Origin of the sequence: Pseudomonas marincola, assembly GCF_900682675.2 — a bacterium.
In the GTDB taxonomy this organism is placed as follows: Bacteria; Pseudomonadota; Gammaproteobacteria; order Pseudomonadales; family Pseudomonadaceae; genus Aquipseudomonas; species Aquipseudomonas marincola.
Map to the genome: position 1 here is coordinate 617654 of NZ_LR215729.2, position 23328 is coordinate 640981.

Sequence of the window (23328 nt, forward strand, 5' to 3'; positions counted from 1 at the left end):
GCAGCGACGCAAGAGGGCGCGTCAATCAGCTTTGCTGGCCTGCTCACGGTCGAGCAGCGCTTGCTTGCGCTCAATGCCCCAGCGATAACCGCTAAGGCCACCCGCCGCATTGATAACCCGATGGCAGGGGATCAGAAGGGCAAGTGAGTTACTGGCACAGGCGCGCGCAATGGCCCGTGGGTGGCTGTCGAGTTTTTGGGCCAGTTGTTGATAATTGCGCGTCTGGCCGCAAGGAATGCTCTGCAGGGCGCGCCATACCTGTTGCTGGAAGGCGGTGCCGCGAATATCCAGCGGCAATTGCACAGCCCGCTGCGGTTCAACAATCTGCTTGAGCACGGCCTGCAACCAACTGCCCAGTCCAGCCGAATCTGGCTGCAAGCTTGCTTGTGCGAAGCGTGCATGCAGCTCTGTTTCCAACGCCTCTGTGCTGTCGCCCAACCATAAGGCGCAGACACCTTTATCGCTGGCGACCAGAAGTACTTGGCCGAGGGGCGATTGACCGAATGTGTAACGCAGCGTTTCGCCCCGGCCTTGCTGACGCCGTTGGCTGGGGCTGAGTGCTTGTGGCTGCTGATAAATCGCCCGCGTGCCGGAATACCCGGCACTTAGCGCCGCGTCGAGAACCGAGTCTGCCGCCGGGATCAGCGTCTCGAAGCGCGCTTTACGCTGCGCTGCAAGCCACGCTTTGGGGGTGAGCCCGGTGCGCAATTTGAATGCGCGTACCAAGTGCGATGCACTGACGCCAATACGCTCGGACAATTGTGCCAGCGTTGGCGCGGGGCTTGATTCGAGTAAAAGCCGACAGGCGGCAGTTACCAGTTGATCCATCTGTTGGGCGGGGCTTTGGCCGTGTGGCGAACAGCGTTTGCAGGGGCGAAAACCGGCGCGCTCGGCCGCCTCGCAGCTGCCATGAAAGCTGACGTTAGACGCCTTCGGTCTGCGTGCCGGGCAACTGGGGCGACAGTAAACGCCGGTGCTGCTGACCGCGAATACAAACTGACCGTCATAGCTCGCATCACGTTCGCACACGGCTTGCCAATAACGAGATAAATCGGGCATCAACGGGCTCCTCAGACGATACTGAGATTATCGGAGCTGCTGCCTTGAGTGCCAATCCGATTCTGACTTTTAAACTGCTGACATAAATCAGGTGGGTGATAGTGCGCAATGGAAGGGCGACAATGCTCCGGGTGTGGATGTTTTCAACGTTATGGCTACTGGCATTTTCGCTGGCTGCCGCCCCCCGGATATTGCTAACCGAAGATGAGCTTGCCTGGGTTGAGGCTCACCCGGTCATCCGTGTCGGCGTTGAGCAGCAAGGTTGGCCGCCCTTCGATGTGATGGACCCGCAAGGCCGGCATACGGGTATCAGTGGCGATTACCTGACGTTGGTCGGCGAGCGGCTGGGTGTGCGCTTTCTGCCGGTAATCGTCGACAGCTGGGTGGGCGCTCTGGCGGACTTGGAAGCTGGCAGGCTGGATGTGCTGCCCTCGGTTGCGATCACCCCAAAGCGGCTGTCGCGCATGTCGTTCACCAGCCCCTATTTGAGAAGCAGCAGCCTCCTCATTACCCGCGCAGACAAGTCGTACCAACGTGTTGATGCGCTCTCAGGCGCCCGCGTTGCGGTAGAGAAAGGCTTTGCCGCCGAGTACATGCTGAAATCCCGGGTGCCGGACGTGATTATCCAGTCGGTAGAGTCCAGCGAGGAAGCGCTGCGCGCCGTGTCTTCGGGGCGGGCAGATGCCTATATCGGCGACATGATCGCAGCCAGTTACCTGATCCGAAAACTCAACCTCAACAATTTAGAGTTGCGCGGTGAGGCGGGTCTGAACACCAGTGAATTTCACTTTGCCGTGCGCAAGGACTGGCCAGAGTTGCTGGTGTTGATGGACAAGGCGTTGGCCAGCCTGACCAATGATGAGCAGCAAGAGGTCAAGGACCGTTGGTTGCCGCACCTCACCGAGTTCAACTGGCACCGTTTGCTGCAGTTAGCCTGGCCGTATCTACTCGGTACGCTGGTGCTGATCACGCTCATTCTGTTCTGGAATCGCCGGTTGGCTGAGCAGATAGCCGAGCGCAAGGCCGCCGAAGCCGAGGCCGACCTGCAGCGCACCAAGTTGCTGACGCTGATAAATGCGATTCCCGATCCCATCTGGTTCAAGGACTCTGCCGGGCGGTATGCAGGGCTTAACATCGCCTGTGCCGAGCTGTTCGGGCTATCGCGCAAGGCAATAATCGGCAAAACCGACCAGCAACTGCTGAGCACTGATTGGGCGACGATGCGCGCGCAGGATGATCGTGAGGCATTGAGCGATGAGCAACCAAACAACCGTGAAGAGCCGGTGGTTTATCCCGACGGGCGCAGTGTCATCTTCGATACGGTGCGCACGGTTATCCGCGATGAACAGGGCGCATCTTTAGGTTTGGTAGGCATCAGTCGTGATATCACTGCGCGCAAGCAGGCAGAAGAAACAGTGCTTGCCGCCAAGGAAATGGCTGAGCAGGCCGCACGTATGAAGTCCGACTTTCTGGCCAACATGAGCCACGAAATTCGCACGCCGATGAATGCCATCCTCGGCATGTCACATCTGGCGTTGCGCGGGGCTACCGAGAGTCGGCAGCGCAATTACTTGAGCCAGATCCAGCAGGCTGGCCAGCATCTGCTGGAAATCATCAATGACGTTCTCGACTTCTCGCGGATTGAGGCTAACGGCTTGCGCATCGAACATGTCGAATTCGAGTTGCAAACGGTGCTGGAGAATCTGGCCACGCTGCTGGGTCATAAAGCAGGCCAGAAGGGCCTCGAGTTGGTCTTCGATATTGAGCCGCAAGTGCCGGAAAAGCTTGTGGGCGACCCATTGCGAATCGCACAGATACTGATCAACTTCTGTAACAACGCGATCAAGTTTACCCCGCACGGCGAGGTCTGCCTGAGCGTGCGAGTGGTGCGCAGCGAAGCAGGAGAGCAACAGCTTGAGTTTGCGGTTAGCGATACCGGGATCGGCTTGACCGAAGAGCAGATCTCGCGCTTGTTTCAATCCTTTCAGCAAGGCGACTCTTCAACCACGCGCCAATATGGCGGCACCGGCTTAGGGCTGGCGATCAGCAAGCGCTTGGCCGAAGCGATGCATGGCGCTGTCGGCGTTAGCAGCAAGGTTGGCGAAGGCAGTGTTTTTTGGTTCAGGCTGACACTTCAAGCGCAAAGCATTCAGCCCTCGTGCCAGGCGCTGTATCAAGGTTTGCGGGTGCTGTTGCTGGATGATCATGAGCGTGCACGTGCGTGCGTGACGCGACTGCTGGAGCAGCAAGGCTTCGAGGTGCATGCTGTGGATTCCCACGCCGCTGTTCTGCAGGCTTTACAGGTCGCCGAGTCGTCTTACGATCTGCTGATCATTGACTACGATGTGGCGGGCATGGACGCCATCGACCTCGCCCGGCAAATCCAGGCGCTGAACCTGCAGTCTGTCCCGCCGATGTTATTGATGAGTGGGTATTGCGAGGACAGTGTTTTCATCCGCGCGGAGTCGGCCGGCTATGTCAGTGTATTGGCCAAGCCGGTGCTGGCAAACATGCTGCAAGAGGTGCTGAGCACAGCGCTTAATCTGCAATCGTCCGATGACGGTCAAATGACCATTAGCCCGCAGCCCCAGACGGCAGACTTCTCCGGTTTGCGAATACTGCTGGTCGAAGACAACCCGATAAATCGCGAACTGGTGATCGGGCTGCTGCAGGGCACTGGGCTGCACATTGATCAGGCTGAGAATGGTGCGGTGGCGCTCAGTCGCATGCGCGCAATGGGGGCTGATTATTACGACTTGGTGCTGATGGACATGCAGATGCCGGTCATGGACGGTATTCGCGCGACTCAGGCCATACGGCAGATGTTCGAGTTCGAGCACCTGCCAATTGTCGCCTTGACCGCCAATGTGCAGGCTGAAGATGAAGCGCTGTGCCTGCAGGCGGGGATGAACGACTTTCTCAGCAAGCCGCTTGAGCCCGAGTCGGTCGAGTCCTGTTTGCAGCGCTGGCTCAGGCCTCAGGCAAGCCTATCGCCGAACCAGCAACGCCAAGCAGACCTGCCGTCTGAACTGGTATTGCCAGGCGTGAATATCGCCGCAGGCCTGCGCAGGGTTCAGGGTAATGTCGAGCTTTACCTGCGGTTACTGCTGCGATTCGCCATCAGTCAGGGCCGCTTCCCCGAACATTTGAGGGCTGCATTGGCTGAGTCTGACCAAGCCTGCGCCGCGCGCCTCACCCACACATTCAAAGGCCTGACGGGCAGTTTGGGCGCGACCAAACTGCAAGGTCAGGCCGTTGCATTAGATGCTGCGTTGAACGATCCGCAGGGCGATCTGGTTACATCACTGTTGACCGCTCTGGAGGTTGAACTGACCAGCCTGTGTGGCGCCATCATCCACGCGTTTCCGAGCCATCAGGCTGTCGTAGAACCGGCAGAACCCGTTGATGCCGAGCAGGTCATTGAGGTGTGTGAGCAAATGATCAGCCTGCTGGAGGCGGACGATCCGCGGGCCTGCAAGGTGTTCGAACACCAAGCCGCTATATTACAAAGTGTTTTGGGTAATCAGCAGGGGCTGTTTTACGCCGCTATCAATAGCTACGACTTTGCTGCGGCGCTGGTTCAATTGCGCGGTGCAATGAGCTTACGCGGCCTCAAGATGTAAGCAGGGAGTTTTGCAATGCGCGATATGCTTGAGCAACCCGACCAACCGTTGATTCTGCTGGTCGATGATACCGCCGAAAACCTGCAATTGATGAGCGAACTGCTGTTCGATCATTATCGCCTCAAGGTCGCCACCAGCGGTGAAAATGCCCTGAGAATCGCCGCCGGTAGCGTTGCTCCGGATTTGATCCTGCTCGACATCATGATGCCGGGTATGGATGGCTATGAAGTGTGTCGCCAACTCAAGACCGATCCGCAAACTGCCAATATTCCGGTCATATTTCTCACTGCAAAAAGCGATGAAGCCGATGAGCAAAAGGGCTTCGATCTGGGCGCCGTTGATTACTTCACCAAGCCGATAAGCCCTGCGTTGATACTGTCGCGTATCAATGCCCACCTGCAACTCAAGCTGAATGCGGATTTTCAACGTGACCGCAACGAATACCTCGAGCTTGCCGTACGCCGCCGCACCCGCGAACTGGAGCAGTTGCAACAGGTGACGATTGAAACGCTGGCCAATCTGGCGGCGATGCGCGATAACCCGCGCGGTAATCACCTGGCGCGGGTTGAGCGCTTCATGCGCGTGCTGGCCAAAGCCCTGGTGCGCCAACAACCTGGCCTGGAAGACGAAATGAGCGAGGAGGCCATTGAACGACTGGGCAAATCTGCCTTGCTGCATGGCATCGGTAAGTTGGTGTTGCCAGACCGTTTGCTGCTCGCCCCGCAGCAGGCTTTGGACGACGACCTCAGGCTCCTGCATCAGCATACCGAAGCCGGTCGCGCGGCACTGGAGGCGGCAGAAGCGAAGCTGGGCAGCCAGATTACCTTTCTCACCGATGCCAAGCACATCGTCTACAGCCAGCACGAACACTGGGACGGCAGCGGTTATCCACAAGGGTTGCGCGGCGTACAAATTCCACTGTCCGCACGTTTGATGGCGTTGGTCGATGCGTATGAAGACCTGACCAGCCGGCATCCCTACCGCCAAGTCGTCAGCCACGCTCAGGCGACTGCACAAATCACCAACAGCAGCGGGCACATTTTTGACCCCTCGGTGGTGCTGGCCTTTATCGAGGTCTCCGATGAATTTGCCAGTATTGCCCTGGAGCTGGCCGACGACGCCGAAGCCATACGCTATGAATTACAGCGCCTGAATGACTCGCTTGGTGAGCCTATTGAACTGGGTTTGCCCCAGAGCGATCCCAGCGCGCTGAAATAAACCCATTGGCGTGTCGCAAGGCTGCACGTTGTGCGGCCTTTGTTGCTTATTTCCGCATATTTCAAGGCTCTGGAATCAGGCTCGGAGGGACTAATCATTCTGTCAGGGTGGGCGCTACGTCTCGATTGCCGTATAAGAGGCCCTTGAAAAGCAAAGTGTTTTGCCATCAGATACGCGAATAACACGCTAACGACAATTCAGGCCATACAGGACCCTTAAGAAAAACTGATGAAGACGCCAAAACGTATTGAACCCTTGGTCGAGGATGGTCTTGTCGACGAGGTGATACGCCCGCTTATGAGTGGCAAGGAAGCGGCAGTTTATGTGGTCCGGTGTGGTCAAGAGTTGCGTTGCGCCAAGGTCTACAAGGAAGCCAACAAGCGTGGCTTTCGTCAGGCCGCGGAATATCAGGAAGGCCGCAAGGTGCGTAACTCCCGCGATGCGCGGGCGATGGCCAAGGGCTCTAAATATGGCCGCAAAGGTCAGGAAGACGCCTGGCAGAATGCCGAGGTCGGTGCTCTGTTCCGACTGGCCAACGCCAATGTGCGCGTGCCCAAACCCTACGATTTTCTCGAGGGTGTGCTGTTGATGGAGCTGGTGACTGACGGCGAGGGCGGTGTGGCGCCGCGCTTGAATGACGTCGACTTGTTGCCCGAAGATGCCCGCGAATTCCACGCGTTTATGATTCAGGAAATCGTCAAAATGCTTTGCGCCGGGCTGGTTCACGGCGACTTGTCGGAGTTCAATGTACTGCTTGGCCCCGAAGGCCCGGTGATTATCGACTTGCCGCAGGCCGTCGATGCAGCGGGCAATAACCACGCGTTCAAGATGCTGGAGCGTGATGTCGGCAACATGGCCGCGTACTTCGGCCAATTTGCCCCGGAGTTGCGCTACAGCAAGTTCGCCAAGGAAATGTGGGCACTCTATGAAGCCGGTGAACTCACCCCGGACAGCGTGCTGACAGGTGAATTCGACGACCCGGAAGATTCGGCAGATGTTGATGCCGTGATGCGTGAAATCAAGGCCGCGCTGGCCGAGGAAGCCCGTCGTCAGGCATTGCTCAATGCCGATGACGACAGCACCGATGAGCCTCCGCCTCCGCCTCCGCCCTGGATGCAGTAAGCAAGCAACAACAGGCCCCCGCTAGCAATATCGGGGGCCTGTTGGTTTTGGCTTAAAGGCGCGCGGTATTAAAGGTGTCGCAACTGCTCAGGTTGCCGTTGTCGAACCCCGCCTTGAACCAGCGCATGCGTTGCGCGGACGTGCCGTGAGTGAATGAGTCCGGTACGACCTGGCCGCGTGTTTGCTTCTGCAGACGGTCATCACCGATCGCGTTGGCCGCATTCAGCGCCTCTTCAAGATCGCCATCTTCCAGCCAGTCGAGGCGACGCTGAGCGCTGTTGGCCCACACGCCAGCCAGGCAATCGGCCTGCAATTCCTGGCGAACCAGAAGACCGTTGTCGCCTTCCATCTTCTGGCCGCGCTGACGCGCCGCATCTACTTTCGCGGAAACGCCGAGCAGGGTTTGCACGTGATGGCCAACTTCATGGGCGATCACATAAGCCTGAGCAAAGTCGCCGGCGGCCGAGAAACGTTGCTCAAGCTCGTTGAAGAAGTCGAGATCAAGGTAGACCTGCTGATCGCCGGGACAATAGAACGGGCCTACTGCCGAACTGGCAACGCCACAGGCCGAGCGAACCTGCCCGCGGAAAAGTACCAGTTTGGGGTCCCGGTACTGCTGACCGGCATTCTGGAAAATTTCTCCCCAGGTGTCTTCGGTGTCGCCAAGAATGGCGCGCACGAATTCCGATTGCTGATCGTTGGCTGCCGGTTCACTGCTTTGCTGGCTGCTGGGTGCGCCGGGCTGAACTGCCTGACCGGCCAGTTGCCCGAGAATTTGCAGCGGGTCCTGGCCCATTAACAAGCCGATCACGACCACTGCTGCAATCCCGCCCAGGCTCAACCGGCCAACCCGTCGACCACCGCCCGAGCGTGCGTCTACAACGTTGTCACTGCGTCGTCCTCTTTCCCAGCGCATGTCGTGGCTCCCAGTGCCTTGTTAGGCATTCATTCTTGTCTGTGCAATAGCATTGCGCCAGTCCGGTCGTCTATCAATCTGGCGCGTGAAACTGTGAACATCACCTGTTAGACCAGAATGCTCCTACAGGCATGCCAGTATCTACTTGTAGTTTTGTTCGATGAGGATTCGGAAAATCTATTCTTTCGCTCTCATCTTAGGTATCTCATGGCTTCTTTATCTGTTCTCGTCATCGAGGACCATGCATTTCAGCGCGCGGTTACGGTTGCCGCGCTGAAAAAGGCCGGAGTCTGTGAGGTGCTTGAAACGCGTGACGGTGCTTCGGCGCTGACGCTTTTGAGGGAGGCCGGTGGTGTCGATATCGTCATTTGCGATTTGCGCATGCCTGAGATGGACGGCCTGGTATTTCTTCGGCATGCAGCCGAGTCCGGTCTGATCAACTCCCTCATTTTGAGCTGCGAAGTCGATGCCAGCCTGCGCAATGCGGTTGTCAGTATTATCGATGCGTTCGGCCTTAATCTGTTGGGTGACTTGAGCCATCCCTTTAGTTTCGAACAACTCGAAGCATTATTAGGACGCTTTGATAATGCCGGCCCTGTTGTTGACGATTTATCAAATGCGATCCCGCTCACAGTTGATGAAGTTATTAAAGGATTGCATGTTGGGCAGTTCAAGGCGTTTTATCAGCCCAAGGTAAGCCTTAAAACCGGCGAGGTTAAGGGCGCGGAAGTATTAGCGCGTTGGCAGCATCCGATTCATGGGCTTATTTCCGCTCAGCAATTTTTGCCGCTAATTGAGGACAATGACCTGCTTGATGAGTTGTTCTGGGTGATAATCAAGCAAGGTTTGAGTTTGCAGCAATCGTTGCAAGCTAATAACCGACATATTGAGTTGTCATTCAATTTACCTGCTCAGCAGTTGGGCTCTAGTTATCTGGTCGATCAAATAAAAGATTTGGTCTGTGCTTGCCAGCTTCCGCTTAACGGATTGATCTTTGAAATAAGCGATTTGGGCAGTTCAGAGGTTCCTGATCGTGGCTTGGAAAACCTCATACGCCTGCGGCTTATGGGCTGCGGCCTGGCAATGGAAGGGTTCAGGGTTGGCTACTCATCGCTGTTGAATCTATTCGAAATCCCGTTCAGCCAAGTGAAGCTGGATACCTCGTTTCTTCTCTCGCGTCGCCGTCACTCCAGCAATATGTCAATGATCAGCAGCGCTGTCGCACTGGCGCGCTCTTTGAATATATCGCTGGTGGCCGGGGGTGTTGAAACACTGCAGCAGCAAGAGTTGTTGTTTGAGATGGGCTGTGACTTGGTTCAAGGTTATTTGTATGGAAAACCCATGCCTGCGGAACAGTTGGTTATTAATAACTGGTCGTTAGTTAGTGTTAAAGGTTTGGGATTCAATAAATATATATAGTGCTTGGGGCTGAACACTCGTCACTTGTGATCAATTGTATCTGAGTGCGTTGGTTTGTCTTTGCCAGATATAAAGTATGGTTTTGAAGCGATATAAATTATTTGTCATAAATTAAGCTGCGTAACAATCCGATAGCTGTCGATATACCAAGTAATGCTGAATAGTTTGCGCAAATTAATGGAGCTTAGTCGTGGGTAAAGTCTTAATTGTTGATGACCATCCTGTTGTACGTATGGCAGTCAGGATGCTCCTGGAAAAACACGGCCTGAGCGTAACCGGGGAGACCGATAACGGCGTGGATGCCGTGCAAATGGCCAAGGAGTTGAGACCTGACATTATTATTCTGGATATCAGTATTCCGCGGCTCGATGGTTTTGAGGTCATATCGCGCCTGAAACTGTCCGGTTTACCCATCCATATTCTGGTGCTCACATCGCAGTCAGCCAACTTCTTCAGTGCCCGTTGCATGCAGGCAGGTGCGTCCGGGTTCGTCTGCAAGGAAGAGAAACTGGCGGAATTGCTCAATGCGGTAAAAGCCATTCAGGCGGGTTACACCTACTTCCCGGCGCAATTTATTAAATCGGTTCGGGGCAAAGAGGTGCACATGGATGAGCATGAGCGCATCACGCGTTTGTCCGACCGCGAGTTGATGGTGCTGGAGCAACTCGCCCGTGGCCTCACCAACAAGCAAATCGCAGAGAGCATGCTGCTGAGCAACAAGACCATCAGCACCTATAAAACCCGTCTGCATGAAAAGCTCAATACCGGAAATCTGGTTGAGCTGATCGAGTTGGCCAAACGCAATGCGCTGGTCTGAGAGATAGGATGAACGGTGTCTTACTTCGCAGTGTATTTGCCTGGCTTTTAACGCTATGCAGCCTCACTGCGAGTGCTGATTCCAGTACGGCGCTGCAGCTTTTCAGCCGTTCTGCGTCGGTGCATGGCTCTCCGGTATTTACCCTTGAAGAGCAACAGTGGCTGCGGGAAAAAAACACGCTGGTCTTAGGCACTTCGGCGCCAGATTATCCACCCTTCGATATCAGTTCGAGTGGTGAGGATTACGAAGGTGTCACCGCCGACTTCATGGGGCTGATCGCCCAGGGGCTGGCGGTCAACGTCGATGTGCGCCGGTTTGAGAGCCGTGCTGATGCGTTGGAGGCGCTGCGTAATGGCACTATCGACCTGCTCGGCACTTCAAGTGAGCGAGAATTGGGCGGCAGTGATGTCAGCGCCAGCATCAAGTACACGCCGGATTGGCCGGTGTTATTGCAGCGTATCGGTGAGACGTCCCCGGCCTCCGGCGATTTGCGTGGCAAGCGCTTGGCGTTCAGCACCTTGTATCTGAACCAAGCGGATGTCGCTAAACGTTATCCCGACGCGATTCCTGTGCCGTTCACCTCTTCAATGACTGCCGTGGCGGCGGTCGTGTTCGGTCAGGCAGATGCCATGCTCAGTGATGTTACGGCAGGTCGATATCTGATCAATCGCTACTTCCCCAATGACCTGCGCGCCTCGCGAATTTCCGGCAAGGGTTCCTGGGGCTTTGTGTTTGCCGTCAGGGCCGATAACAAAAGCTTGCTGCATGTGGTCAATAAAGCCTTGGCGGTGATTGATGATGAACAGCGCCACAGTATTTTCGAGCGGTGGGGCGGTGGCGGCATACTCAAAAGCAACTTGCCTTCGTTGTCGAACGAACAACTCGACTGGATAAAGGAACGGCGCATCGTCAAGGTGGCAGTGAATGATCAGTTGGCGCCTTTTTCCTATTTTGATCAGAACGGTCACTATCGCGGCATTACCGCTGATTTGCTGTCGATGATTGATGAGGAGTCGATCATCGGTATTCAGGTGGTCAAGTTCTCGGATATCGATCAGGCAACTCAAGCCCTGTTATCCGGCAAGGTGGATGTAATTGCCGACTTTTCGCTGACGCCTGAACGCAAACAAAAATTCGGTTTCACCCGGCCCTATTTAATTTCGCCGCTGGTGATGGTGGCCCGCAAGAGCTTCAAAGGGGTCATGCACCTTGAAGACATGGCCGGCAGAACCCTGGCCATTCCACGTGGGCATGCGCTGAAAACCTATATCAAGCAGCGTTATCCACAGATCAAGTTACTGGAAACCGCAAGCGTCCCAGAAACCCTGACGCTGGTTGCGCAGGGTTATGCAGACGCAACCATTCACCCGCTGAACATTGCCCGCTATTACATCGCGAGATCGTTTGAAGACAATCTGCGAGTCAGCGGCGTGCTCGACGTTGCGCCGACCAAGGCGGCATTTGCGGTGCGCCCTGCGGATGCCGAACTGTTGGGTATTCTGGAGCAGGCATTGCTGTCGTTTACCCCGGACCAGATGAGCATTCTGAGTAACCGCTGGCGCACCAATGCACTCATCATCGAGCCCTCTTGGCGCAACTACAAACGCCTGATTTATCAGGCCGTTGGCATTTCGCTGGTGTTCCTGTTTGCAGTGTTTGTGTGGAACTTCTACCTCCGCCGACAGGTGAGTCAGCGACGCCGCGCAGAGCAGGCGCTGAGCGATCAGCTGCAGTTCATGGAAGTGCTGATCAACGGCACGCCTCATCCGATTTATGTGCGTGACCGGCGTTGCTGCATGTTGACCTGCAACGACAGTTACTTACAGGTGTTCTCGACCACCCGCAAAGCGGTGTTGGGCAAAACCGTGTTCGAGAACCTGAAAGTTCAGGATGTCGATGCCGACGCTGTCGAGAAGGATTACCACCGGGTGATGCACGAGCGTAAGCCGGTTATCTGTGATCGGCAGGTGGTTATTCAGGGGCAAAACGTCACTATCTATCACTGGATTTTGCCGTTCAATGATTCCAAAGGCGTTGTGCGCGGAGTCATTTGCGGCTGGATCGACATCAGTGAACGCAAGGCACTTGTTGTTGAACTGCGTGCCGCCAAGGAACAGGCCGATGAGGCCAGCCGCACCAAATCGACCTTTCTGGCGACCATGAGCCATGAAATTCGCACGCCGATGAATGCCATCATCGGCATGCTGGAGCTTGCCATCAAACGGGCGGATCGCGGCCAGTTCGATCGTTCATCACTGGAGGTCGCGCACGATTCAGCGCGCGGATTACTGCAATTGATCGGCGATATTCTGGATATTTCGAGAATCGAGTCCGGGCGCCTGAGCCTGATGCCCGAACGGGCCAATCTGGCCGATCTGGTGGGGTCGGTCGTCAGGGTATTTGGCGGACTGGCCACCCAGAAAAACCTGCTGATGGAGTTTGATACCGAGGGCCTTGATGAGCGGGATGTGCTGATCGACCCAATCCGGTTCAAGCAGGTCATGTCCAACTTGATCAGCAATGCCATCAAGTTCACCGAATCCGGCACCGTCAGCGTCAGCGCCCATGTTGAAGCCTGCTCTGCTCAGCACGTGACAGTGCGGGTCTATGTGGCTGATACCGGGATGGGGATCTCGCAGGCGGATCAGGAAAAACTGTTCAAGCCATTTGCTCAGGTCGCCGGCAGCATTACCGGCAGTGGTGCAGGGCTAGGCTTGCTGATCAGCCGGACCCTGTGCGAAATGATGGGCGGTAACCTGCAATTGCGCAGCACGGTCGGCCTTGGCACTCAGGTGATGGTGCAATTAACCCTACCGGTGTTGGAGCCACTGCACGTGGCCGAAACTGAACCTGTGGCGGATGCGCCGGTGTCTGCCAGGCCGATACTCAATGTCTTGGTGGTGGACGATCATCCGGCCAATCGCATGCTGATCAGCCAGCAACTGGAGTTCCTGGGGCATCGCGTAACGCAGGCGGTGAATGGTGCCGAAGGGCTTTCGGCCTGGCAGCAGGACTACTTCGATATCGTTATAACGGATTGCCGCATGCCGGTGATGGACGGCTATACCCTGAGCCGGCGGATACGTGAAGAAGAACAGCGCACCGAGCGTTATGCCACCTGGATTCTTGGTTTCACCGCCAATGCGCAGGAGGAGGAGCGCGAGCGCTGCCTCAAGGCGGGTATGAATGATTGCATCTTCAAGCCCATCGAGCTCGCCGCGCTGGGCGCACACCTGCAACGTTGCGTGCCCGCGCCGCCCGGCGCAATTGCTGATGCCAGCAGTGGGTTATTTGATGCGGTGGCGCTGGATAAGCTCACTGGCGGCAATAGCGTGCTGGTCGAACGGCTGCTCGATGAACTGATTAACAGCAATGCCCAGGATCTAACTGTGCTTGAAGGGTTGTCCGAGACGCTCGAACCTCTGGGCCTTTCAGACCTCGCTCACCGCATTAAAGGTGCCGCGCGGGTGATTCGTGCATTGCCTCTGATCGCCGCTTGCGAGGCGCTTGAAGCGGCCTGCAGGCAGCCGCAGGCGGCAATTTTGCAGAGTCGCTCGCGGGAATTGCGTCAGGCCATGATTGAACTGGACCGGGTATTGCGCAGCAAACGCGCAACCAGTTGCGGGCCGGAGAGCCACTAGGCCAGTGAATACGCAGTGAAGCGTCCTACAGCGCCGCTAGACAAGTCCGACAATGGTGAGGGGTGCGCACTAGTCGGTCTCGCGGCGCTGCGTTGTTAGTCTGGGGTTATGTTGATTTACCCCAGATTCGGAGCTCCTCGCCATGTTTAAACTCAGCGTACTGGTCATTGATAACCGAGATTTGCAGCGCTCCAACACCGTGGATGCACTTGAATCTCTCGGGGTTGAGCGCATTCATCAGGCCAGCTCAGAGCAAGAGGCGATGGCTGTTTTGGCTGAGGCTGGCAGGCTTGATATCGTGATCTGCGAGCCGGATCTGCCGGGGCTCGACACCGGTGCAGTAATCCAGCAGATGGCTCAGGCTCGAAACGTTGCAGCGATGATCATGTTCAGCGGCAAGGACCATAGCGCCCCATCGCCGGAACAAGCCCGGTTATTCGCATCCTCCATTCATCTGTTGGGTGAAATTGGCAGGCCGCTGGTTATCCAGAGCCTCAAGGCATTACTCCAGCGCTACGGGCAGGACGAGACATTGCCGGCAGGCGTGGCCAAAATCGTCCGTCGGCAAAAGCCTACTCAGGCAGAGGTCGAGCAGGGCCTGCAAGCGGGGGAATTCAACGCCTACTTTCAGCCGCGCGTGTGCATGCAGAGCGGCCAGGTCTGCGGGCTGAAAATGTTTATGGGCTGGATGCACCCGCAGCGCGGCTTTATCAAGGAAAGTGACTGCCTGCCGCTGCTTGAGTCCTATGGCTTGGGCGATGATCTGTTCATCCAGTTGCTGCGCCAGGGGTTGTCCACTCAACAGCTGATTGGCCTGGATGGTTATCAGGTCAAACTGGCCATGAGCCTGCCAAGCGCGCAGTTGATCTCGGATGATCTGTGTAAATACATTGCCGCTTCGCTCGCTTTGCATCAATTGCCAGCCGATGGCTTGATGTTCGAGGTCCGCGAAAACTGTTATCTGCAAGCCCCAACCCGCTCACAGGCGAATCTGGTGCGGTTACATAATCTCGGCTGTGGGCTGGCGATCGACAGCTTCAAGGCCTGCTACTCCGCGATGAACAAGCATGTCGCCTCGACTTTTTCGGCGATCCGGCTCGATGCAGGCCCTGTTCGGATTCAGCAGCAGAGTGTGCAGAAAAAGGCGCGGGATAATCTGGTGCTTAGTGAAGCGACGAGTCAGGGCATCGACATCGTGGTTGAAGGTGTTGATTCCGTGGGCCAGCGTTCGCAGCTGGCGGGCATGGCCAATGTCACCGCTCAAGGTCGAGTGTTCGCGGGGCCGATGTCGACACTTGAGCTGCGTGATTGGCTGGTTGAGTCAGGCCTTGCGGCGAGTCAGCAGTACGCCTGATTCCATGTGGTGGGTGTAGGGAAACTGGTCAAACATTGCGCAGCGCGTGATCTCGTGAGTATCACTGAGTTGGGCAATGTTCTCGGCCAGCGTTTCCGGGTTGCACGAGATATACAGAATACGTTCGAAGCGACGGGTCAGTTCGCAGGTGTCGGGGTCCATGCCGGCACGCGGCGGATCGACAAATACACTGCCAAACTCATAGCTCTTGAGATCGATGCCAGCCAGGCGGCGGAACGGGCGAACCTCATTCAGCGCTTCGGTCAGCTCTTCTGCAGATAAACGCACCAGCGTGACGTTATCCACCGCGTTGTCGGCAAGGTTGGCCAATGCCGCGTACACCGATGATTTGCTGATCTCGGTCGCCAGCACTTTACGGACCCGAGTTGCCAACGGCAGGGTGAAGTTGCCATTGCCGCAATACAGTTCCAGCAAGTCATCCTGACGCTCGCCAAGGGCTTCATATGCCCAGTTGAGCATCTTCTGGTTGACCTCGCCGTTGGGCTGGGTAAACGCGCCTTCCGGCTGGCGATAGGTGAAAACCCGGCCCGCAACGGTCAGTTTCTCTTCGACAAAGTCGCGGCCAATGACAATGCGCTTACCCCGCGAGCGGCCGACGATATTGACCTGAAGCTCGGCCGCGAGCTTTTCAGCCTCGGCTTGCCACTCTTCATCCAGAGGCCGGTGATAGCACAGAGTGATCAGCGCATCATCCGCCAATGTGGTCAGGAACTCAGCCTGGAACAGCTTGAAACCCAACACCTTGCTGCCGTGCCAGGCTGCTTTGAGTCGCGGCATCAGTTGATTGATGCGGCGGCTGGCGATGGGGAAATCTTCCAGCAAAATAGGCGTGTGCTTGTCTCCCTGCGCGAACATCGCGTAGTGACGGTCTTCACCTTCGCGCCACAGACGGAACTCGGCGCGCAGCCGGTAATGTTCACGGGCGGAATCGAATACTTGCGGCTCAGGTGCACCAAAAGGGGCGAGCAGGTCGATCAGTCGTTGCTTCTTCTCTTCCAGCTGAGTGGCGTAAACCGCTGGGTCGAATTGTGGCGCGCTCATGGCAAACTCTTTGCTGTTGCGGCTCAGTGAAAGTCATCACTGAGCCGCGGCGATAATAAAGTGGCTGTGATAATTGGATCAGGCGTTGAACCAACCCAGCTTCATGACGAACAACACGGCCAGAATAACCAGTGCCGGGTTCAGTTCGCGCCAGCGGCCGGCCAGCAGCTTGATACCTGCCCAGGCGATAAAACCAAACGCGATGCCGTTGGCAATCGAGAACGTCAGCGGCATGGCCAGAGCCGTGACCAGAACTGGTGCGGCGACGGTCAGGTCGTTCCAGTCGATTTCAGCCAGACCAGCGGTCATCAGCACGGCTACGAAAAACAACGCAGGTGCGGTGGCAAATGCCGGAATACTGCCCGCCAATGGCGAGAAGAACAGGGCCAGCAGGAACAACAGGGCGACCACGACAGCAGTCAGGCCAGTACGGCCTCCGGCACTTACGCCGGCGGCAGACTCAATATAACTGGTGGTGGTAGACGTGCCGAGTACCGAGCCGACCATCGCCGCGCTGCTGTCCGCGATCAGCGCGCGGCCCATTTTCGGCATGTAACCGTCGGCGCGCATCAGCCCGGCTTTCTTCGCGACGGCGATCAGGGTGCCCGAGTTATCGAACAGGTCGACAAACAGGAAGGCGAATACCACGCTCACCAAACCGATATCCAGCGCGCCCATAACGTCGAGCTGCATGAACGTTGGCATCAGCGACGGTGGCATCGAGACAAAACCGCCGAACTGCGAAACACCCATCGCGATGCCGATGCCAGTGGTGATCAGAATGCCGATCAGCACGGCACCGGTAACTTTGCGCGCCTCAAGGGCGACGATGACGAAGAAACCCAGAATCGCCAGCAGCGGCTCGGGTTTGCCCAGATCACCCATGCCCACCAATGTGGCCGGATTAGCCACGACAATACCGGATTCCTTGAGTGCGATCAGGGACAGGAATAAACCAATACCCGCGGCAATTGCCGAACGCAGTGCCAACGGAATGCTGTTGATGATCCACTCGCGGATACGGAAGATCGACAGCAGAAAGAACATGCAGGCTGAAAGGAATACCGCGCCCAGAGCCACCTGCCAGGTGTGGCCCATGTGCAGCACCACGGTGTAGGTGAAGAAGGCGTTGAGGCCCATGCCCGGCGCTAGAGCGATCGGGTAGTTGGCAATAAAGCCCATGATGGCCGAACCGATAGCCGCTGCCAGACAGGTCGCGACAAACACTGCGCCTTTATCCATGCCGGTTTCGCCGAGAATGCTCGGGTTGACGAAGAGGATATAAGCCATCGTCAGGAAGGTTGTCAGGCCTGCCAGCACTTCTGTGCGTACAGTAGTGTTATGTGCGTTAAGTTGGAACAATCTTTCCAGCATACTGGGCTCCCCGTGGCGTCACCGACGCCTTGAATATCCTGACCGAAAGCAAAGCACATACACGCTGTTGTGCATGATTTTGCTGGTGGTTCGGAAAAAGGCGCGCATCATACCAGTAAGCCATCTGCTGGTGAATTTATGACCGGACGCCCGGCCAACGTTCTATATAAGGAGTGGGCATGACTCATCGAGCCGTAATTACAATTGCTGACGGCGTTGAAGACATTGAATGCGTAACCCTGATCGATGTGCTTCGCCGCGCCGACATCGAAGTGGTCGTCGCCAGTATTGAAGGGCGGCGCATGGTCACCTGTGCGCACGGCACGCGCTTAACGGCCGATGCCATGCTGGTCGATGTGCTGGCGCAGGCGTTTGACCTGATTGTATTGCCAGGCGGCATGCCGGGTGCCCAGCGTCTTGCTGACCATGAACCGCTGGCCGAGCGCGTGCGTCAGCAGGCCAGGGAAGGGCGATTATTTGCCGCGATTTGTGCAGCACCGGCCGTCGCTTTGCAGCAATACGGTGTGCTGCGCCAGCGCCGCATGACCTGCTACCCCGCGTTCAGCGATCGCCTGTCGGGTTGCAGTTTTGTCGATCAGCCAGTGGTTGTAGACGGCAACTGCATTACCAGCCAAGGGCCAGGTACTGCGTTGGAATTCGCCCTGACACTGGTTGAGCAGGTCGCCGGCAAAGGCCAGCGCAAGCGCGTGGCCGAGGCCATGTTGGTTCAGTAATCATTTTCAGGGCCGCGACTGGGCATCATCGGCCGCCTGTTCAGCGGCGGTTTTCTCCAGGGTGTCACGCTGCGCCAGAGTCGGGAACAACTTGATCCAGACGCCGGTGACCAGCAGCGTGCCGACACCGCCCAGCACCACGGCTTGTACGGTGCCGAACCAGTGGGCCGTGAGCCCGGACTCGAACTCACCGAGTTGGTTGGATGCACCGATGAACAGCCCGTTGACCGCGCTTACCCGTCCGCGCATTTCATCCGGCGTATGTAATTGCACGAACGCGCCGCGAATCACCATGCTGATCATGTCAGCAGCGCCCAGCACCACTAGAACTAACAGGCTGAACCAGAACGAAGTCGATAAGCCAAAGGCAATGGTGGCCACACCAAATACCCCGACCGCCGTGAACATGGTACGGCCAACCTGGCGCTGGATCGGGTAACGTGCCAGCCAGAACGACATCAGCAGGGCGCCGACTGCTGGTGCTGAACGCAGCAGCCCCAAGCCCCACGGGCCGGTCAGCAAGATATCCTTGGCAAACACCGGCAGCAGCGCTGTCGCTCCGCCCAGCAGCACTGCAAACAGGTCGAGCGAGATTGCGCCGAAGATATCGCGGCGGCTGCGAATGTACTGGATTCCGGCCATCAGTGATTTGAGCGTAGCCGGCTGTTTGTTAAGCGCGGTTTGCCGTGCAGGCAGGCTGAGCATCAAGGCGCAGGCCACGGCGTAAATCAGCGTGGTGGGCGCATACACCCAAATACTGCCCAAGGCATACAGAAAACCGCCCAGTGCGGGGGCGGCAATGGTCGCCGTTTGCATGGCTGAAGCAGACGCTGCAACGGCTGCGGGGAATAGCGCTGCCGGCACCAAACTGGGTAGCAATGCTTGGGTGGCGGGTATTTCAAAGGCGCGGGCAGTGCCCAGGCAGAACGCCAGCACGAATATCATTTCACGGCTTATATCGCCGCTGCTGCTGCCAAGCGCCAGACTCAGAGCAATCAGCGCCTGCCCGGCCTGACACAGCGCCGCGACCATGCGCCGGTCAAATCGGTCAGCAACATGGCCGGTGTGCAGCATAAATAACACCCGTGGCAAAAACTCGACCAGACCTACCAGGCCCAGGTCGAGGACATTGCCGGTGAGCTGGTACATATGCCAGCCAATCGCCACGGTGAGCATCTGGAAGCCACTGGCGGTGCAGACTCGCGCCAGCCAAAAAGCGATGAATGGTTTTTGCTGGCGCAGGAGCAATTTGCCGTGATTTGGCATTGAGGGCATCTTCAAGCGTTTAGATGGGGGAGGAGCGCTGGTGCTGGTCTAGACTTACGCGACAATAGACCACAGCAAGTGCGCGGATACAAAGCGCTACTATTTTAATGCATATTGATACAAGTCAAAACATTGCGCGGGGTGGCTTTACACCCATTGCTTAGCTTTATCCGTGTAGCGTCGCAGCACTGCGTGCCGTGCCTGAACGTTTCAACCGTAAACCTGGTCGTACATTGTCAGGTTCGGTGAACCCTATGAGGATGCTCTATGTTCGGCTTAGAGGCGATTGATCTGGCCCGTATCCAGTTCGCCTTCACCATCTCGTTTCATATTATCTTCCCCGCGATCACCATTGGCCTGGCCAGTTATCTGGCTGTGCTCGAAGGCTTGTGGCTGAAAACCGAGCAGCCGGTTTACCGTGATCTCTACCATTTCTGGTCGAAAATCTTTGCGGTCAACTTCGGCATGGGCGTGGTCTCCGGTCTGGTCATGGCGTATCAGTTCGGCACCAATTGGAGTGCCTTCTCCGACTTCGCCGGGGCCGTTACCGGGCCGCTTCTGACCTATGAAGTGCTCACCGCGTTCTTCCTTGAAGCCGGCTTTCTTGGCGTCATGCTCTTCGGTTGGAACCGCGTAGGCCCGGGCCTGCACTTCTTTTCAACACTGATGGTGGCGGTCGGCACGCTGATCTCGACGTTCTGGATTCTCGCCTCCAACAGCTGGATGCAAACCCCGCAGGGCTTTGAAATTGTCGATGGCCGGGTGATCCCGGTGGACTGGCTGGCGGTGATCTTCAACCCGTCATTCCCCTACCGCCTGCTGCACATGGCAACCGCAGCATTCCTCGCAACTGCGTTCTTTGTGGGGGCATCGGCTGCCTGGCACTTGTTGCGCGGGAGGGACAACCCGGCAGTGCGCAAAATGCTCTCGATGGCGATGTGGATGGCCCTGATCGTGGCGCCTGTTCAGGCGGTCATCGGTGATTTCCACGGGCTCAATACACTGGAGCATCAACCGGCGAAAATTGCGGCGATCGAAGGCCATTGGGAAAACCCGCCGGGTGAAGCCACACCATTGATCCTGTTCGGCTGGCCGGACATGGAGCGCGAGGAAACCCGCTTCAAGGTTGAAATCCCCAAGCTGGGCAGTTTGATTCTGACCCACAGTCTGGATAAGCAGGTTCCGGCGCTCAAAGAGTTTCCCAAAGAAGACCGGCCAAATTCGACCATCGTATTCTGGAGTTTCCGGATCATGGTCGGCTTGGGTCTGCTGATGATCTTGATGGGTGGCTGGGCGCTGTTGCTGCGCATGCGTGGCAAGCTGTTTGAAAATCGCGCGTTCCTGAACATGGCGCTGTGGATGGGACCATCCGGTTTAATCGCCATTCTCGCCGGTTGGTTCACCACGGAAGTCGGCCGTCAGCCGTGGGTTGTCTACGGGTTGATGCGCACCGCTGATGCGGCTTCTGACCACAGCGTTGGGCACATGAGCCTGACCCTGATTCTGTTTGTGGTGGTTTACTTCGCGCTGTTCGGCGTAGGTCTTGGTTACATGATGCGCCTGGTGCGTAAAGGTCCGGTTGTGGGTGAAGGCTCGCAGGCTAACGACGGCGGCCCCGGCCAGAAACGCACTCCCTCGCGGCCACTGTCAGCTGCATCCGAAGACATGGATGCAACCGACTCTCAGACTGAAAGGACTTGAACATGGGCATTGATCTTTCACTGATCTGGGCCATCATCATCGCCTTCGGCGTCATGATGTATGTGGTCATGGATGGTTTCGATCTGGGCATCGGCATTCTCTTCCCGTTTATCAAGGACAAGAGTGAGCGCGATGTGATGATGAATACCGTCGCACCGGTTTGGGACGGTAACGAAACCTGGCTGGTGCTGGGTGGCGCTGCATTATTCGGCGCCTTCCCGTTAGCCTACGCAGTGGTGCTGGACGCGCTGTATCTGCCGCTGATCTTCATGCTGCTCGGGCTGATTTTCCGCGGTGTGGCCTTTGAGTTTCGCTTCAAGGCCAAGGCTGACAAACAGCACATCTGGGACAAGGCGTTCATTGGTGGCTCACTGACCGCCACCTTCTTTCAGGGGGTCACGCTGGGTGCCTACATCGACGGTATTCCCGTGGTAAACCGCACGTATGCGGGCGCTGCGCTGGATTGGCTGACGCCGTTCTCGCTGTTCTGCGGCGTCGCACTGATTGCCGCTTATGCCTTGCTCGGTTGCACCTGGCTGATCATGAAAACCGAAGGTCGCTTGCAACAGCACATGCACGATATGGCGCGCCCGTTGGTGTTTGTGGTCCTGGCTGTCACCGGGATTGTCAGCCTGTGGACGCCGCTGGCCCACGCCGAAATTGCACATCGCTGGTTCAGTCTGCCTAACCTGTTCTGGTTCCTGCCGGTGCCGGGGCTGGTTGTTTTGTGCACATGGGCGCTGCTGCGCGCGGTGCGCAATAACGCCAACTACGCGCCGTTCCTGCTGACCCTGACGCTGATCTTCCTCGGCTACAGCGGCCTGGGCATCAGCTTGTGGCCGAATATCATTCCGCCGTCCGTGACCATCTGGGACGCTGCATCACCACCGCAAAGTCAGGCCTTCATTCTGGTCGGCGCACTGTTCATTATCCCGTTCATCCTGATGTACACGGCCTGGAGCTACTACGTGTTCCGCGGCAAAGTCACCGCTGAAGATGGCTATCATTGAGGGCTCGCACAATGGATGACTCTCACCAGCAAAAACCACTGGCCAAGCGTCTGGCTTGGCTGGTCGTGATTTGGGCAGGCAGCGTTCTGGCGCTTGGCGTGGTATCGCTGCTGCTGCGCTGGTTTATGAACGCAGCGGGCATGACGACCTGATTCTGTTTCCTGCCGCGCAAAGCAAAAAGCCTGCAATCTCTGCAGGCTTTTTGCTTTCTGTGCGTTCGATGGTTCGACGGTTCGACACATCGACTCAGACCGACATGTACGCCATCACTACAGCAGTTTCGAGAGAAATTGCTCCAGACGCGGGTGCTTGGAGCTGCTGAAGATATTGTCTGGCGTATCGCTGACCAGCAGCTCGCCGTCTTCCATGAACATCACCCGATCTGCCACTTCGCGGGCAAAGCCCATTTCGTGGGTCACCACGACCATGGTCATGCCTTCATTGGCCAGACTCTTCATCACGTCAAGAACCTCGCCGACCATCTCCGGATCGAGCGCCGAGGTTGGCTCGTCAAACAGCATGACATCCGGATTCATCGCCAGCGCGCGGGCAATCGCCACGCGTTGTTGCTGGCCGCCCGAAAGCTGCGCCGGGTATACATTGAGTTTGTCGCCAAGCCCTACACGCTTGAGCAGTTTTTCGGCGTCTTGCTCAGCTTGTTTAGGGTCACGGCCTGCTACTTTGACCGGAGCCAGCATCACGTTGCCTTTAACCGTTTTGTGCGGAAACAGGTTGAACGACTGAAACACCATGCCAACCCGCTCACGCAGTTTGTTGATGTTGGTGCCCGAGGCATACATGTTGATGCCATCGATCACGATGTCGCCGTTATTGATCTGCTCAAGCTGATTGAGCGCTCTGAGGAAGGTCGACTTGCCCGAGCCGGATGGCCCGATAATGACCACCACTTCGCCGCGAGAAATGGTCGCGCTGACGTTCTTTAGTGCATGGCAGCCGTTGGCGTAGATCTTGTTGACGTTGGTGGCAATGATCATGTCTTTGCCGGTATAGG

At 56.9% G+C, this 23328-nt stretch carries 17 protein-coding genes; 11 read left to right on the top strand and 6 right to left on the bottom strand.

Annotated features, from left to right (window positions below):
- Positions 1-21: 21 nt before the first annotated feature.
- A complete protein-coding gene (ada, locus tag PMYSY11_RS02700) occupies positions 22-1059 on the bottom strand; it encodes a bifunctional DNA-binding transcriptional regulator/O6-methylguanine-DNA methyltransferase Ada (RefSeq protein WP_150548251.1) in 1038 nt (345 codons plus the stop codon).
- Between the two features lie 122 nt (positions 1060-1181).
- On the opposite strand from ada, the gene PMYSY11_RS02705 reads away from it, so the two are divergent.
- The 3 genes from PMYSY11_RS02705 (at position 1182) to PMYSY11_RS02715 (ending at position 7022) form a co-directional block, all read left to right on the top strand.
- Positions 1182-4682 carry a response regulator gene (locus PMYSY11_RS02705; RefSeq protein WP_150548252.1) on the top strand — a complete coding sequence of 1167 codons (3501 nt, stop codon included), beginning with the start codon at positions 1182-1184 and terminating at the stop codon, positions 4680-4682.
- Between the two features lie 15 nt (positions 4683-4697).
- Positions 4698-5900: an HD domain-containing phosphohydrolase gene (locus PMYSY11_RS02710; RefSeq protein WP_150548253.1), complete on the top strand. Its 1203-nt coding sequence runs from the start codon at positions 4698-4700 to the stop codon at positions 5898-5900.
- A 228-nt stretch (positions 5901-6128) separates the two neighbouring features.
- On the top strand, positions 6129-7022 hold the full coding sequence (locus PMYSY11_RS02715; protein ID WP_150548254.1) for a PA4780 family RIO1-like protein kinase: 894 nt from the start codon (positions 6129-6131) through the stop codon (positions 7020-7022).
- Positions 7023-7074: 52 nt separating this feature from the next.
- On the opposite strand, the gene ypfJ is transcribed toward PMYSY11_RS02715, so the two are convergent.
- Entirely contained in the window at positions 7075-7938 is an 864-nt protein-coding gene (gene ypfJ / locus PMYSY11_RS02720; RefSeq protein ID WP_150548255.1) for a KPN_02809 family neutral zinc metallopeptidase, read from the bottom strand.
- Between the two features lie 207 nt (positions 7939-8145).
- On the opposite strand from ypfJ, the gene PMYSY11_RS02725 reads away from it, so the two are divergent.
- From PMYSY11_RS02725 to PMYSY11_RS02740, 4 genes are all read left to right on the top strand, one after another.
- Positions 8146-9357 carry an EAL domain-containing response regulator gene (locus PMYSY11_RS02725; RefSeq protein WP_069902544.1) on the top strand — a complete coding sequence of 404 codons (1212 nt, stop codon included), beginning with the start codon at positions 8146-8148 and terminating at the stop codon, positions 9355-9357.
- A gap of 190 nt (positions 9358-9547) precedes the next feature.
- Positions 9548-10174, top strand: coding sequence for a response regulator transcription factor (locus tag PMYSY11_RS02730; RefSeq protein WP_069902545.1), 627 nt, complete (start codon positions 9548-9550; stop codon positions 10172-10174).
- An 8-nt stretch (positions 10175-10182) separates the two neighbouring features.
- The gene (locus PMYSY11_RS02735; protein ID WP_150548256.1) at positions 10183-13815 is read left to right on the top strand and encodes a transporter substrate-binding domain-containing protein; all 3633 of its coding nucleotides are present in this window, start codon (positions 10183-10185) and stop codon (positions 13813-13815) included.
- 142 nt (positions 13816-13957) lie between these two features.
- Entirely contained in the window at positions 13958-15169 is a 1212-nt protein-coding gene (locus tag PMYSY11_RS02740) for an EAL domain-containing response regulator (protein ID WP_150548257.1), read from the top strand.
- On the opposite strand, the gene trmA is transcribed toward PMYSY11_RS02740, so the two are convergent.
- The gene (gene trmA / locus PMYSY11_RS02745; RefSeq protein ID WP_150548258.1) at positions 15137-16231 is read right to left on the bottom strand and encodes a tRNA (uridine(54)-C5)-methyltransferase TrmA; all 1095 of its coding nucleotides are present in this window, start codon (positions 16229-16231) and stop codon (positions 15137-15139) included. The genes PMYSY11_RS02740 and trmA overlap by 33 nt on opposite strands.
- A 78-nt stretch (positions 16232-16309) precedes the next feature.
- On the bottom strand, positions 16310-17605 hold the full coding sequence (locus tag PMYSY11_RS02750) for an NCS2 family permease (protein WP_150548259.1): 1296 nt from the start codon (positions 17603-17605) through the stop codon (positions 16310-16312).
- Between the two features lie 179 nt (positions 17606-17784).
- Here PMYSY11_RS02750 and PMYSY11_RS02755 point away from each other — a divergent pair, with 179 nt between their 5' ends.
- The gene (locus tag PMYSY11_RS02755; protein WP_150548260.1) at positions 17785-18339 is read left to right on the top strand and encodes a DJ-1 family glyoxalase III; all 555 of its coding nucleotides are present in this window, start codon (positions 17785-17787) and stop codon (positions 18337-18339) included.
- 6 nt (positions 18340-18345) lie between these two features.
- On the opposite strand, the gene PMYSY11_RS02760 is transcribed toward PMYSY11_RS02755, so the two are convergent.
- Positions 18346-19605: an MFS transporter gene (locus PMYSY11_RS02760; RefSeq protein WP_150548261.1), complete on the bottom strand. Its 1260-nt coding sequence runs from the start codon at positions 19603-19605 to the stop codon at positions 18346-18348.
- 267 nt (positions 19606-19872) lie between these two features.
- Between PMYSY11_RS02760 and PMYSY11_RS02765 the strand changes: the two genes are divergently transcribed.
- Genes PMYSY11_RS02765 through PMYSY11_RS02775 form a run of 3 tightly spaced genes read left to right on the top strand, consistent with a single transcriptional unit; the run spans position 19873 to position 22468 of the window.
- Positions 19873-21306: a cytochrome ubiquinol oxidase subunit I gene (locus tag PMYSY11_RS02765; RefSeq protein ID WP_150548262.1), complete on the top strand. Its 1434-nt coding sequence runs from the start codon at positions 19873-19875 to the stop codon at positions 21304-21306.
- Between the two features lie 2 nt (positions 21307-21308).
- Positions 21309-22316 carry a cytochrome d ubiquinol oxidase subunit II gene (gene cydB / locus PMYSY11_RS02770; RefSeq protein WP_069902553.1) on the top strand — a complete coding sequence of 336 codons (1008 nt, stop codon included), beginning with the start codon at positions 21309-21311 and terminating at the stop codon, positions 22314-22316.
- Between the two features lie 11 nt (positions 22317-22327).
- Positions 22328-22468 (top strand): DUF2474 domain-containing protein, encoded by a 141-nt coding sequence (locus PMYSY11_RS02775; protein WP_150548263.1) that lies wholly within the window; start codon positions 22328-22330, stop codon positions 22466-22468.
- Between the two features lie 117 nt (positions 22469-22585).
- Here PMYSY11_RS02775 and PMYSY11_RS02780 read toward each other — a convergent pair whose 3' ends face one another.
- On the bottom strand, positions 22586-23311 hold the full coding sequence (locus tag PMYSY11_RS02780) for an amino acid ABC transporter ATP-binding protein (RefSeq protein WP_172970705.1): 726 nt from the start codon (positions 23309-23311) through the stop codon (positions 22586-22588).
- Positions 23312-23328: the final 17 nt, after the last annotated feature.